This is a genomic window from Serratia marcescens (genome assembly GCF_006715005.1).
GTDB lineage: Bacteria > Pseudomonadota > Gammaproteobacteria > Enterobacterales > Enterobacteriaceae > Serratia > Serratia montpellierensis.
In genome coordinates, this window is the sequence record NZ_VFMJ01000001.1 from 4096861 (window position 1) to 4110501 (window position 13641).

Genomic DNA, 13641 nt, shown 5'->3' on the forward strand with positions numbered 1-13641 from the left:
CGCCGTGCGCCTGATCATCACGCTTTTGCTCGGTTGCCTGCTGTGGCAACCGGCGCTGGCCGCCCCCGTGCCGACCGAAAACCAGCTCAAACAGGAGCTGAAGCAGGCGGAAAGCAGCAAAAACGCGCCGAATCAGGCGGAGACCACCGAGGCGCTGCAAAGCGCCCTTAACTGGCTGACGGAGCGTAAAGAGTCGCAGACTCGCTCCGAGCAGTATCAGAGAGTGATCGACGATTTCCCGAAGATGACGCAGGAGCTGCGCCGTCAGCTGGTGCTGGAAAGCAACAAGATCCTGCCGAACGGCGACGATCTGCCGGCCGCCGAGCTGGAACAGCAGATCCTGCAAACCAGCAGCCTGCTGCTGGAACAGGCGCGCCTGCTGCAGCAAGAGCAGGATCGCACGCGGGAAATCAGCGATTCGCTCGGCCAGCTGCCACAGCAACAGACCGACGCCCGCCGCGCGCTGACCGAAGTGCAGCGCCGTCTGCAGGCGCAGCCCGCCAACCCAACCACCCCGTACGCGCAGGCCGCCCTGGCTCTGCTGCAGACCGAAGCCGCGGCGCGCAAAGCCAAAGTGGACGAGCTGGAGCTGGCGCAGCTGTCGGCCAACAACCGTCAGGAGCTGGCGCGCATGCGCGCCGAGGTCTATAAAAAGCGCCACGAGAAAATAGACGTTCAGCTGCAGGCGCTGCGCAACAACCTCAACGCCCAGCGCCAACGCGAAGCGGAACTGGCGCTGGAAAAAACCGAGCAGCTGGCCGAGCAGAACGGCGACTTGCCAAAAAGCCTCAGCCAACAGCTGCAGATCAACCGCGAACTGTCCGCCGCGCTGAACAGCCAGGCGCAGCGCATGGATCTGATTTCATCGCAGCAGCGGCAGGCGGCGGCGCAGACGCTGCAGGTGCGCCAGGCCCTGAGCACCATCATCGAACAGGCCCAGTGGCTCGGTTCGTCGTCGGCGCTGGGGGAAACCCTGCGCGCCCAGGTCGCGACGCTGCCGGAAATGCCCAAACCGCAACAGCTGGACGGCGACATGGCCCAGCTGCGCGTACAGCGCCTGCAGTTTGAAAGCCAGCTGGAAAAACTGTCGCAGCGCGAGTTCAAACGCGACGACGGCAGCGCGCTGACCAACCAGGAACAACGCATCGTCGATGCCCAGCTGCGCACCCAGCGCGAGCTGCTCAACTCACTGCTGTCCGGTTGCGACACCCAAATCCTCGAGCTGACCAAGCTGAAGGTGGCCAACACCCAGCTGATCGAAGCGTTGAACGAAATTCGCGACGCCACCCACCGCTATCTGTTCTGGGTGCCGGACGTCAATCCGATCAACTTCTCTTATCCGCTCAACGTGGCGCACGATCTGACGCGCGTCCTGTCGCTGGACACGTTGTCGCAGCTCGGCGGCGCCTTCATGATGATGGTGACCAGCCGCGAAACGCTGATCCCAATCTTCGGCGCCCTGCTGCTGGTGATTTTCAGCATCAGCTCACGCAAGCACTACCACGCCTTCCTCGAGCGCGCCAGCAGCCGCGTCGGCAAGGTGACGCAGGACGAATTCTTCCTGACGGTGCGCACCGTGTTCTGGTCGATTCTGGTGGCGATGCCGCTGCCGGTACTGTGGGCCGCGCTCGGCTACGGCCTGCAGAGCGCCTGGAACTACCCAGTGGCGGAAGCGATCGGCAAAGGGGTAACCGCCACGCTGCCGATCCTGTGGATCTGCATGATCTGCGCCGCCTTCGCCCACCCGCAGGGGTTGTTCATCGTGCACTTCCGCTGGCCGGCGAAGCAGGTTTCGCGCGCCATGCGCTACTACAAGATGTCGATCTGGCTGATCGTGCCGCTGATCATGGCGTTGATCACCTTCGATAGCCTGAAAGAGCGCGAGTTCGCCAACACCCTGGGGCGGCTGTGCTTCATCCTGCTGTGTCTGGCGCTGGCGCTGGTCACCCACAGCCTGAAACGTGCCGGCATCCCGCTGTATCTGGATAAAAACGGCTCCGGCGACAACATGCTCAACAGCGCCTTCTGGGGGCTGCTGCTGTCGGCGCCGCTGTTAGCGGCGCTGGCCTCGACCGTCGGTTACCTCACCACCGCGCAGGCGCTGTTGGCGCGCCTGGAGACCTCGGTGGCAATCTGGTTCCTGCTGCTGGTTGTCTACCACATCATCCGCCGTTGGATGTTGATCCAGCGGCGGCGCATCGCCTTCGATCGCGCCAAACAGCGCCGTGCAGATATCCTGGCCCAGCGTGCCCGCGGCGAAGACGAAACCTCGCACACCCCGAACAGCACCGAAGGATCCATCGATCCGGACGATTCGGACTTCGATCTGGACACCATCAGCGCCCAGTCGCTGCGGCTGGTGCGTTCGATCCTGACGCTGATCGCGCTGGTGTCGGTGATCGTACTGTGGTCGGAGATCCACTCCGCGTTCGCCTTCCTGGAAAACATCTCGCTGTGGGACGTAACCTCGACGGTGAACGGCGTGGAAACCGCCCATCCGATCACCCTCGGCGCGGTCCTGATCGCCATTCTGGTGTTGATCATCACCATGCAGCTGGTGCGCAACCTGCCGGCGCTGCTGGAGCTGGCGGTGCTGCAGCACCTGGATCTGACGCCGGGTACCGGCTACGCCATCACCACCATCACCAAGTACCTGCTGCTGGTGTTCGGCGCGGTGCTCAGCTTCGCCTGGATCGGCATCGAATGGTCGAAACTGCAGTGGGTGGTTACCGCGCTCAGTCTGGGGTTGGGCTTCGGCATGCAGGAGATCTTCTCCAACTTCATCTCCGGCCTGATCATCCTGTTCGAGAAACCGATCCGCATCGGCGACACCGTGACGATCCGCAACCTGACCGGCACCGTCACCAAGATCAACACCCGCGCCACCACCATCTCGGACTGGGACCGCAAAGAGATCATCGTGCCGAACAAAGCCTTCATCACCGAGCAATTCGTCAACTGGTCGTTGTCGGATAACCTGACCCGTGTGGTGCTGACCGTACCGGCGCCGGGTGAAGCCAACAGCGAAGAGGTGACCAAGATCCTGATGAACGCCGCCGAGCGCTGCGCGCTGGTGCTGGATAATCCGGCGCCGGAGGTTTACCTGGTCGATCTGCAGCAAGGTATCCAGATCTTCGAGATGCGTATTTACGCTGCCGAGATGGGCCACCGTATGCCGCTGCGCCACGAGATCCACCAGCTGATCCTGGCGGGCTACCGCGAGCACGGCATTACGCTGCCGTACCCGCCGTTCCAGGTGCGCACCGAGACGCTGTCGCGGCTGACCAATAACGGCCGCACGCCGCCGTCCACGCCGGCACCGAACACCAAGCGCGACGCCGGGGGCCTGTAAGCGGTTCTCGCGATAAAAAAAGGGTCGGCAAATGCCGACCCTTTTTGCTTTTCTCACCGCCTGAAACTCAGGCGATCCCGACCGGGAAGGCCAACACGTCGCTCAGGCTCTCGGCGCCCAGCGCCAGCATCACCAGGCGATCCACGCCCAGCGCCACGCCGGAACATTCCGGCATGCCGTGCTGCAACGCCGCCAACAGGTTGTAGTCGATCGGCTGCTGCGGCAGGCCGCGCTCCGCGCGCTTGCCGTTGTCCTGCTCGAAACGCTGCTGTTGCTCACGGCCGTCGGTCAGCTCGCGGAAACCGTTCGCCAGCTCTATGCCCTTGAAGTACACCTCGAAACGCTCCGCCACGCGGTGGTCTTCGGTGCTGATCTCCGCCAGCGCCGCCTGGCTGGCCGGGAAGTGGTAAACGAACGCCGGTTTTTCACGGCCGATATGCGGCTCCACGCCCACGGTGAACAGCAGCTGCAGCAGCGTATCGCGATCTTCTTCAGTATCGGCGATATTGCTCAGATCGAGTTTGGCCGCCGCTTCGCGCAGCTGTGCCTTCTCCGCCGACAGCGGATCGATGTCCAGATGGCGCAGGAACGCCTGCTGATAAGACAGGGTCTCCGCGCTCTCGCAGTCCAGCACCTGTTGCAGCAGATCGTCCACCTCGTTCATCAGGCGATACATGTCGTAGTGCGGACGGTACCACTCCAGCATGGTGAATTCCGGGTTGTGATGTCGCCCGGCTTCTTCATTGCGGAAGCTGCGCCCCATTTGGTAGATCGGGCCGCTGCCCGCCGCCAACAGGCGCTTCATGTGATATTCCGGGCTGGTCATCATGTATAGCGTCAGGCCCTCTGCCGCCCCCGGCCCGACGAAACGTGTCTCGAACGGGAACAGGTGAACGTCGGTGACCGTCGCCTGGCTCATGGTGGGCGTCTCAACTTCCAGCACGCCACGATCGGCGAAGAAACGCCGGATCTCAGCCAGAATCGCTGCGCGTTTCAACAAATTGGCGATGGGTGCACTAGGCTGCCAGCTTGCCGTTTCGCTCATGGTAATTAACTCCGAAATCAAACAGGGGATGCAGTCTACTCGCATCCTTGCAGCCAAACAAATTCTTCACGATACGCAACCGTCCATAACGCCAATTTCCGATAAATGGGCGGCAAAAGCGCGTTAAAAAGGGTAAAGCAGGCCAAACGCGCAAAAAAACAGGCAAGCCTGTTGGTCGAGCGTTAATCGACAAAACAATCGATCACATCAAATTTCGACTACTTAACTTTAGGTATAGTTAATTCCCCATTATTGGTGGGAGATATCTATCCTTAACCTTTAAGCAACATTAATCGGTTCAATTAGTTAGCACCCGAAGAGTTCGCTAAATTTTAAGCATAGATATTTAACTTGCCGTTCTTAATAAGAACATTGGAGGAATGCAGTGCAAACCTTTAACGCCGATCTTGCCATTATTGGGGCCGGGGGCGCTGGTTTACGTGCAGCAATAGCCGCAGCGGAAGCCAATCCCCAACTGAAAATCGCGCTGATCTCTAAGGTCTACCCGATGCGCAGCCACACGGTCGCCGCCGAGGGGGGCTCCGCCGCCGTCACCCAGGATCACGATACCTTCGACTACCACTTCAACGACACCGTCGCCGGCGGCGACTGGCTGTGTGAACAGGACGTGGTCGATCACTTCGTGCATCAGTGCCCGCGCGAGATGACCCAGCTCGAACAGTGGGGCTGCCCGTGGAGCCGCAAACCGGACGGGTCGGTCAACGTGCGGCGCTTCGGCGGCATGAAGATCGAACGCACCTGGTTCGCCGCCGACAAGACCGGCTTCCACATGCTGCACACCCTGTTCCAGACCTCGCTGAAATACCCGCAGATCCAACGCTTCGACGAGCACTTCGTGCTGGATATCCTGGTGGATGACGGCCAGGCGCGCGGCCTGGTGGCGCTCAACATGATGGAAGGCACCCGCGTGCAGATCCGCGCCAACGCGGTGGTGATGGCCACCGGCGGCGCCGGGCGCGTCTACCGCTACAACACCAACGGCGGCATCGTTACCGGCGACGGCATGGGCATGGCGTTCCACCACGGCGTGCCGCTGCGCGACATGGAGTTCGTGCAGTATCACCCGACCGGCCTGCCCGGTTCCGGCATCCTGATGACCGAGGGCTGTCGCGGCGAAGGTGGCATCCTGGTCAACAAAGACGGCTACCGTTACCTGCAAGACTACGGCATGGGCCCGGAAACCCCGCTGGGCGAGCCGAAGAACAAATACATGGAGCTGGGCCCACGCGATAAGGTGTCCCAGGCCTTCTGGCACGAATGGCGCGCCGGCCGCACCATCGCCACCCCACGCGGCGACGTGGTCTACCTCGATCTGCGCCACCTGGGCGAGAAAAAGCTGCTGGAGCGGCTGCCGTTCATCTGCGAACTGGCCAAGGCCTACGTCGGCGTCGATCCGGTGAAAGATCCGATCCCGGTGCGCCCTACCGCGCACTACACCATGGGCGGCATTGAAACCGACCAGAACTGCGAAACCCGCATCAAGGGGCTGTTCGCGGTCGGCGAATGCTCCTCCGTCGGCCTGCACGGTGCCAACCGTCTCGGCTCCAACTCGCTGGCGGAACTGGTGGTGTTCGGCCGCGTCGCCGGTGAGCAAGCGGCCCGCCGCGCGCTGGAAACCGCGCCAGCCAACGGCAGCGCGCTGGATGCGCAAACCCGCGACGTCGAAACCCGCCTGAGCAACCTGATGAAGCAGGAAGGCAACGAAAACTGGGCGAAGATCCGCGACGAAATGGGGCTGTCGATGGAAGAAGGCTGCGGCATCTACCGCACGCCGGAGCTGATGCAAAAAACCATCGATAAGCTGGCCGAGCTGAAAGAGCGCTTCAAGCGCGTCAACATCACCGACAACTCCAGCGTGTTCAATACCGATCTGCTGTACACCATCGAGCTGGGCTACGGCCTGGACGTCGCCGAATGCATGGCGCACTCCGCGTTTAACCGCAAAGAGTCGCGCGGCGCCCACCAGCGCCTGGACGAAGGCTGCACCGAGCGTGACGACGTCAACTTCCTCAAGCATACGCTGGCGTTCCATAACCCGCAGGGCGCGCCGCGTCTCGAATACAGCGACGTGAAAATCACCAAGCTGCCGCCGGCCAAACGCGTCTACGGCGCAGAAGCCGAAGCGCAGGAGAAAAAGAATAAGGAGCAGGCAAATGGCTGAGATGCAAACCCTGAAGATCGACGTCATGCGCTATAACCCGGAAAGCGACGCCGAGCCGCATTTTGTCACCTACGCCGTGCCTTATGACGAGCAGACCTCGCTGCTCGATGCGCTGGGCTATATCAAGGATAACCTGGCGCCGGATCTCTCCTACCGCTGGTCTTGCCGCATGGCGATCTGCGGCTCCTGCGGCATGATGGTCAACCGCGTGCCGAAGCTGGCGTGCAAAACCTTCCTGCGCGATTACGTCGGCGGCATGAAGGTCGAAGCGCTGGGCAACTTCCCGATCGAGCGCGATCTGGTGGTCGACATGACCCACTTCATCGAAAGCCTGGAGGCAATCAAGCCGTACATCATCGGCAACAATCGCAAACCGGAAGACGGCCCGAACGTGCAGACCCCGGCGCAGATGGCCAAATACCACCAGTTCTCCGGCTGCATCAACTGCGGCCTGTGCTACGCCGCGTGCCCGCAGTTCGGCCTCAACCCCGAGTTTATCGGCCCGGCGGCGATCACGCTGGCGCACCGCTACAACCTGGACAACCGCGACCACGGCAAGAAACAGCGCATGCCGCAGCTCAACGGCCAAAACGGTGTCTGGAGCTGCACCTTCGTCGGCTATTGCTCCGAAGTCTGTCCGAAACACGTCGATCCCGCCGCCGCTATCCAGCAGGGCAAGGTGGAGAGCGCCAAAGACTTCATGATCGCCATGCTGAAGCCGCAATAAGGGAGAAAAATTGCCATGACAACTCAACGTAAGCCCTATGTGCGCACCATGACGCCCACCTGGTGGCAAAAGCTCGGCTTCTACCGTTTCTACATGCTGCGCGAAGGCACCTCGGTGCTGGCGGTCTGGTTCAGCATCGTGCTGCTCTACGGCGTGTTCGCGCTGAAGGGCGGCGCCGAGAGCTGGGCCGGCTTCGTCGGCTTCTTGCAGAACCCGCTGGTGCTGTTGATCAACGTCGTCGCCCTGCTGGCGGCGGCGCTGCACACCAAAACCTGGTTCGATTTGGCGCCGAAGGCCGCCAATATCGTGGTCAACAGCGAGAAAATGGGGCCGGGCCCCATCGTGAAAGGGCTGTGGGCCGTCACGATCGTCGTCAGCGTGGTCATCCTGGCCGTGGCCCTGTTCTAATCCGGAGGAAACATGATAAATCAAGCACCTAAACGCTCCGACGAGCCGGTTTTCTGGGGATTGTTCGGCGCCGGCGGCATGTGGGGCGCGATCGTCGCGCCGGCCATCGTGCTGCTGGTCGGCATTCTGCTGCCGCTGGGGCTGTTCCCCGGTGAAGCACTGGGTTACGAACGCGTGCTGGCGTTCTGCCAGAGCCTGATCGGCCGCCTGTTCCTGCTGCTGATGATCATCCTGCCGCTGTGGTGCGGCCTGCACCGTATCCATCATGCGATGCACGATCTGAAGATCCACGTACCGGCCGGCAAATGGGTGTTCTACGGTCTGGCGGCGATCCTCAGCGTGGTCACCGTTATCGGCGTCGTCACCCTGTAAACCGCTTCGGCGGCCAACGCCCGTTGGCCGCCCTTTTCTCATCGGCTACACTGTCTACTCGCCCCCGGTAAACAGGAGTCACCGATGCGTTTATGGTCAAACCTTAGCGTCATGCTTTCCGCCCTGCTCTCCGTCGCCTGCAGCGTCTCCCCGCCCAAAGACATCAAGGTCGTGACCCCTTTCGACAGTCAGCGCTATCTCGGCACCTGGTACGAAATCGCGCGTCTGGATCATCGTTTTGAACGCGGTTTGCAGCAGGTGACCGCCCACTACAGCCCACGCGCCGACGGCGGACTGAAAGTCATCAATCGCGGCTTCAATCCGCAGAAACAGCAATGGCAAGAAAGCGAAGGCAAAGCCTACTTTATCGGCTCACCGCAGGTCGCGGCGCTGAAAGTGTCGTTCTTCGGCCCCTTCTACGGCGGCTATAACGTGATTGCCCTGGACCCGGACTACCGCTACGCGCTGGTTTGCGGCCCAAACCGCGACTATCTGTGGATCCTGTCGCGCACGCCGACGCTTGACGCCGGCGTACGCGACAGCTTATTGCAGACGGCCAAGGGCTACGGTTTCGCCACCGACAAGCTGATTTGGGTGCAACAGTCCGCCGCTCAGTGACTGCTGAACTTCAGCCCGAGAATGCCGACCACGATCAGGCACAGGCTGATGATGCGCGCGATATTGGTCGACTCGCCCAACAGCACCATGCCCATGATGGCTGCACCTACCGCACCGATACCGGTCCATACCGCATAGGCGGTACCGGCGGGCAGCGTTTTCATGGCGTTGGCCAACAGCAACATGCTGACCACCATCGCGGCGATGGTGATGATGCTCGGCGTCAGCCGGGTAAAACCGTGGGTGTATTTCAGACCGATAGCCCAAACCACTTCGAGCAAACCGGCGATAAGCAGAATAATCCAGGCCATGAGACGGCCTCCCTACCACTGGGGTCGTCCCCGAAAAAATGACGCGTAAACGGGTCGTCCCGTTCAGCGGGGTGATGAACGGCGGGCAACCTCACCCGCACTGCGGCAGGATAGCAGCAGCGTTAACGCTCAGGCAAGAGGAGGAAATGCGGCGGCCCTCCGCACGCGGAACGCCGCCGGAGGGAGAACGGATTATTCCGCGCTGCGCTGAATGGCCTTGCCGCCGGCCTGAATGTCCTCACCCACGCCGCGGGTGGTGTTACAGGCGGTCAACGAGGTCAAAATCATCAAAGAGAAGATCGCGATAATACTTTTCTTCAGCATAAGAAAGTCCTTATTTGTCGTTGATGAAAAAGTACGGCTTTCTAAGCTTAGTCAAAATTGGCGCAAGGAGTGGGATTGCCACCGGCTTTGTGGCGCAAATACATCGGGTTAAAGGGCGGGATCAGCCGGCCGTGCGGGAAATGGCGCCGCCGAGATGCTGAACGTCTTCGCCGAAACCGCGAAACGTATTGCAACCGCTAAGGGAGAAAAGGAACAACAGGGAGAGCACGGCCAACAACGTTTTCTTGAACATGCGGGTTTTCTGCCAACGAACGGGGATGGGATAAAACAGAGGAACCACGGGGGTTCCTCTGCTTTGAAACTTATTTATTTAACGCGAGAGACGTATTCGCCAGAGCGAGTGTCAACTTTGATCACTTCGCCGATCTGGACGAACAACGGCACTTTAACCACGGCACCGGTGCTCAGGGTAGCCGGCTTGCCGCCAGTCCCTGCGGTATCGCCTTTCAGGCCCGGATCGGTATCGGTGATTTCCGCTTCGATGAAGTTCGGCGGCTGAACGGCGATTGGACGGCCATCCCACAGGGTGATGATGCACTCTGCGTTGTCCTGCAGCCATTTGGCCGCGTCGCCTACGGTTTTGCCGTCAACCTGATGCTGTTCGAAAGACTCAGGGTGCATGAAGTGGTAGAACTCACCGTCGCTGTACAGGTAGTTCATGTTGGTGTCCATCACGTCTGCGCCTTCGCAAGAATCGGTAGACTTGAAGGTTTTTTCCACGCGGCTGCCGGTCAGCAGACGACGCATTTTCACGCGTGCGAACGCCTGGCCTTTGCCCGGCTTAACGAACTCACTGGCTTCGATGGCGTAAGGTTCGCCCTCGAACATGATTTTAAGACCCGGACGGAAATCGTTGCTAGAATAAGTCGCCATGATGGCCCTCTGAATATTTGAACTGGTAGCTTAGCCAAAAAAATGGCACACATTATAACCCAAAGTACGGCACATAGAGAAGATTGGTTGCATCAACTCGCCGATGTTATTACCGATCCTGATGAATTACTGCAGCTTTTGTCACTGAATACGCACCCGGAACTGCCGCAGGGGCGCGATGCCCGCCGGCTGTTTGCCCTGCGCGTGCCGCGCGCCTTCGCTGCGCGCATGCGCCCCGGCGATGCCAACGACCCGCTGCTGCGCCAGGTGCTGACCGCCAGAGAGGAGTTCATCAACGCCCCAGGGTTCACCACCGATCCGCTCGATGAGCAGCGCAGCGTGGTGCCGGGCCTGCTGCACAAATACCGCAATCGCGCGCTGCTGCTGGTCAAAGGCGGCTGTGCAGTCAACTGCCGTTACTGCTTCCGCCGCCACTTCCCCTATCAGGATAATCAGGGCAATAAGAACAACTGGCGGCAGGCGCTGGATTATATCCGCCAACACCCGGAACTCGATGAGATCATTTTTTCCGGTGGCGATCCGCTGATGGCCAAAGACAGCGAGCTGGAGTGGCTGGTCGGCGAGCTGGAAGCCATCCCGCACCTGAAGCGCCTGCGCATTCACACCCGTCTGCCGGTGGTGATCCCGGCGCGCATTACGCCGGCGCTGTGCCGCCTGCTGTCGGCCTCGCGCCTGCAGGTGCTGATGGTCACGCACATCAACCACGCCAACGAAATCGACCGCGAGCTGCAGAGCGCCATGGCCCAGCTGCGCCTCGCCGGCGTCACGCTGCTCAATCAAAGCGTGCTGCTGCGCGAGGTCAACGATGACGCCGATACGCTGGCGGCGCTCAGCAACGCGCTGTTCGACGCCGGCATCCTGCCCTATTACATCCACGTGCTGGACAAGGTGCAGGGCGCGGCGCACTTCATGGTCAGCGACGATGAAGCGCGCGCCATCATGCAGGCGCTGCTGAGCAAGGTGTCCGGTTATCTGGTGCCGCGCCTGACGCGTGAAGTGGGCGGCGAACCGAGCAAAACGCCGATCGACCTGCGCCTGATGCCGGAGTGACGTGCGCTAAATGCCGTAACGAAAAAGAGGAATGCCATGGCATTCCTCTTTTTTTATCTCTTTGCGGCTGCGGCCTCAGCGCCTTATGGGCACTTGTAAACCTGGCCGACCATTTTGCTGTCCAGCGGTGCGAAGCTGGAGAGCAGATTCTGGCTCGGGCTGTTGGCGCCGTAGATCACGTTGCCGCCCATGGCCGCCGCCTTGTTGCGCAGATCGTTGGCCGCACCGCGCATGGAGCTGCCTTCACCGCCGTTGCCGGACAGCCAGTTGCTCTGGGTGCCGGTCACTTCCCCCAGCAGCTGGCATTCCGCCGCCGGCTTGCTGTCGGTGAACTTGATCTGCTGACCCGCAGCGGTCAGTTCATGAGTGCTGCTGCAACCCGCCAGCAGCATCGCTGCCGAGAGACCCAGTAAGGCTTTAATCCGCATCTTGTTCCCCATTCGATGTTGAGAATTACGCAAAAGCTTATCAGAAAGCGATGCCATCTCTTAAGCACCCGTTGCCACGCGAGCGGGCCAACGTCTTGAGCGACAGCTGATGACTTACCAGTTTACCAGCTAAATCGCCCCGGGCGGCAAAAATATCATCAAATACAGTGCGGCGGCGTTAGGCCCAACCGGCAACGGTCGCCGATGCCTGCGCCTCCACGTCGCCCTGGCGCGATTCCCCCTCCGCCAGTTTGAATACCGCCACCGCCTGCGCCAGCAGGGCCGCCTGTTCCTCCACGCCGACGGCGGTGGTCGCCACCTCCTCCACCAGCGCGGCGTTCTGCTGGGTCACCTGATCCATCTGGGTCACCGCCACTCCGACCTGCTCAACGCCTTTGCTTTGCTCTTCCGACGCGTACGAGATGTTATCCATCAGCGACGTCACCTGGTTCACCGAGCCGACGATGGCATTCATCGTCTCGCCCGCCTGTTCCACCAGCCGCACGCCGGCGGCGATATCGCCGGTCACGCCGTCGACCAGCCCGCTGATCTCCTTGGCCGAAGTCGCGCAGCGCTGCGCCAGGTTGCGCACCTCGCCGGCCACCACCGCAAAACCCCGTCCCTGTTCACCGGCGCGGGCGGCCTCCACGGCGGCGTTCAGGGCCAGGATATTGGTCTGGAAAGCGATGCCGTCGATCACGCTGGTAATATCCCCCACCTGGCGCGCGCTGTCGTTGATCGCCCGCATCTTGTCAACCGCGCTGGCCATCAGCGTTTCGCCGTTGCGGGCAATGCCGGCGGTCTGATTGACCATCCCGGCGGCCTGGTTGGCGTTATCGGCGTTTTGCCGCACCGTAGCGGTGATCTGTTCCATGCTGGCGGCAGTTTCCGTCAGCGCACTGGCCTGTTCTTCAGTGCGGCTGGAAAGATCGGCGTTGCCGACGGCGATCTCGTGCGTACCGTGGTTGATCGACTCCACGCCGTCACGCACCTGCTGCACGGTGGCGCTCAGCTCCTGCTGCATCGTCCGCAGGCTGGCGAACAGCATGCCGATCTCATTGTTGTTGCGTACCGCGATCTCACTGCGCAGATCGCCACGCCCAACCTTTTGCAAGTGTTCGGCGATCTGGCGCAGCGGCAGAATCAAACGCCGGCGGAAATCACGTTGCACGGCGACCAGCAACAGCAGGATCGCCGCCAGGGTGCCGCTCAGCAGGCGTGCGAAGACTTTTTGGGTCTGCTCCGCCTCTTCCACCGCCAGACGGTGGGCGGCCACCGTGGCCCGCATGTAGTCGGCAAACTGGTTATCCAGCCGCTGGCGCACCTGGCGCTTCTCTGCCGCCATGGCGTGCAGCCGCTCGATCAGCGCCGCCTGCGGCGTATCGGCCAACAGCGTCAGTTCTTGCTTCAGCACCGCCTGCTGCGCCAGGTAGACCTTTTTCATCGCCTCGCCCAGATCCGGGCGCGATACCGTCAGGCCCGGCGTCTCCCAAAACAGGTTGAACGCGACGTCGGCGCTGCGCAGCTCACCGCGCGCCTCATCGATACCCTGCTGAATATCGGCTCTGCTGGTCTGCGCCCAGCGCTCGAATGCCATGTTGTCGATCAGCGTCTGCGTTTGCAGCAAAGCACGCCAACTGCGGTTAAGCGCCGCTTCCTCGTCGGAGAACGTGCTCATCCTGCCGATGCTGTTGCCGTTTTGCTGCATGAAATAGAAGGCGATGGCGCCGGTTCCCATGGGCATCAAGCCCAGCAGCAACAGCATCAACATCAGCCAGGTGGCTATTTTCATATTTTTCAGCATAAGTCGTCTCCGTTGACAGTCACACCGGCGAGGGAAAATTCCCCGCCTGGTAGGGGCTATATCGGTACGAAACGGCAACGGTTTAGGGCAAAAGAAAAATAATGC

14 protein-coding genes are annotated in these 13641 nt (G+C 61.2%); 7 read left to right on the forward strand and 7 right to left on the reverse strand.

Going from position 1 to position 13641, the window contains the following annotated elements; genetic code table 11:
- Nucleotides 1-4: 4 nt before the first annotated feature.
- The gene (gene mscM, locus FHU12_RS19950; RefSeq protein WP_141971351.1) at nucleotides 5-3352 is read left to right on the forward strand and encodes a miniconductance mechanosensitive channel MscM; all 3348 of its coding nucleotides are present in this window, start codon (nucleotides 5-7) and stop codon (nucleotides 3350-3352) included.
- Between the two features lie 67 nt (nucleotides 3353-3419).
- Here the strand turns inward: mscM and epmA are convergent, their stop codons facing one another.
- Nucleotides 3420-4397 (reverse strand): elongation factor P--(R)-beta-lysine ligase, encoded by a 978-nt coding sequence (epmA, locus tag FHU12_RS19955; RefSeq protein ID WP_141971353.1) that lies wholly within the window; start codon nucleotides 4395-4397, stop codon nucleotides 3420-3422.
- Nucleotides 4398-4782: 385 nt separating this feature from the next.
- On the opposite strand from epmA, the gene frdA reads away from it, so the two are divergent.
- The 5 genes from frdA (at nucleotide 4783) to blc (ending at nucleotide 8704) form a co-directional block, all read left to right on the forward strand.
- Nucleotides 4783-6579, forward strand: coding sequence for a fumarate reductase (quinol) flavoprotein subunit (gene frdA, locus FHU12_RS19960; protein ID WP_063991637.1), 1797 nt, complete (start codon nucleotides 4783-4785; stop codon nucleotides 6577-6579).
- Nucleotides 6572-7306 carry a succinate dehydrogenase/fumarate reductase iron-sulfur subunit gene (locus tag FHU12_RS19965; RefSeq protein WP_108680078.1) on the forward strand — a complete coding sequence of 245 codons (735 nt, stop codon included), beginning with the start codon at nucleotides 6572-6574 and terminating at the stop codon, nucleotides 7304-7306. Before frdA ends, FHU12_RS19965 begins: the two co-directional genes overlap by 8 nt.
- A gap of 15 nt (nucleotides 7307-7321) precedes the next feature.
- Entirely contained in the window at nucleotides 7322-7714 is a 393-nt protein-coding gene (gene frdC, locus FHU12_RS19970) for a fumarate reductase subunit FrdC (protein ID WP_025305010.1), read from the forward strand.
- 12 nt (nucleotides 7715-7726) lie between these two features.
- Nucleotides 7727-8086, forward strand: coding sequence for a fumarate reductase subunit FrdD (gene frdD, locus FHU12_RS19975; protein ID WP_004929672.1), 360 nt, complete (start codon nucleotides 7727-7729; stop codon nucleotides 8084-8086).
- A gap of 84 nt (nucleotides 8087-8170) precedes the next feature.
- Entirely contained in the window at nucleotides 8171-8704 is a 534-nt protein-coding gene (blc, locus tag FHU12_RS19980) for an outer membrane lipoprotein Blc (protein WP_141971355.1), read from the forward strand.
- Here blc and sugE read toward each other — a convergent pair.
- From sugE to efp, 4 genes are all read right to left on the reverse strand, one after another.
- Nucleotides 8698-9015 (reverse strand): quaternary ammonium compound efflux SMR transporter SugE, encoded by a 318-nt coding sequence (sugE, locus tag FHU12_RS19985; RefSeq protein ID WP_004929669.1) that lies wholly within the window; start codon nucleotides 9013-9015, stop codon nucleotides 8698-8700. The genes blc and sugE overlap by 7 nt on opposite strands.
- 192 nt (nucleotides 9016-9207) lie before the next feature.
- The gene (locus FHU12_RS19990; protein WP_033636766.1) at nucleotides 9208-9339 is read right to left on the reverse strand and encodes an entericidin A/B family lipoprotein; all 132 of its coding nucleotides are present in this window, start codon (nucleotides 9337-9339) and stop codon (nucleotides 9208-9210) included.
- Between the two features lie 121 nt (nucleotides 9340-9460).
- Complete coding sequence (locus FHU12_RS19995) at nucleotides 9461-9592, reverse strand: entericidin A/B family lipoprotein (protein ID WP_049202118.1); 132 nt, start codon at nucleotides 9590-9592, stop codon at nucleotides 9461-9463.
- 74 nt (nucleotides 9593-9666) lie between these two features.
- Nucleotides 9667-10233, reverse strand: coding sequence for an elongation factor P (gene efp, locus FHU12_RS20000; protein ID WP_141971357.1), 567 nt, complete (start codon nucleotides 10231-10233; stop codon nucleotides 9667-9669).
- A gap of 42 nt (nucleotides 10234-10275) precedes the next feature.
- Here efp and epmB point away from each other — a divergent pair, with 42 nt between their 5' ends.
- The gene (gene epmB / locus FHU12_RS20005; RefSeq protein ID WP_141971359.1) at nucleotides 10276-11304 is read left to right on the forward strand and encodes an EF-P beta-lysylation protein EpmB; all 1029 of its coding nucleotides are present in this window, start codon (nucleotides 10276-10278) and stop codon (nucleotides 11302-11304) included.
- 83 nt (nucleotides 11305-11387) lie between these two features.
- Here the strand turns inward: epmB and FHU12_RS20010 are convergent, their stop codons facing one another.
- Together FHU12_RS20010 and FHU12_RS20015 are read right to left on the reverse strand one after the other, a co-directional pair.
- Nucleotides 11388-11732: a DUF4156 domain-containing protein gene (locus FHU12_RS20010; protein WP_141971361.1), complete on the reverse strand. Its 345-nt coding sequence runs from the start codon at nucleotides 11730-11732 to the stop codon at nucleotides 11388-11390.
- Between the two features lie 178 nt (nucleotides 11733-11910).
- Nucleotides 11911-13536: a methyl-accepting chemotaxis protein gene (locus FHU12_RS20015; RefSeq protein ID WP_141971362.1), complete on the reverse strand. Its 1626-nt coding sequence runs from the start codon at nucleotides 13534-13536 to the stop codon at nucleotides 11911-11913.
- Nucleotides 13537-13641: the final 105 nt, after the last annotated feature.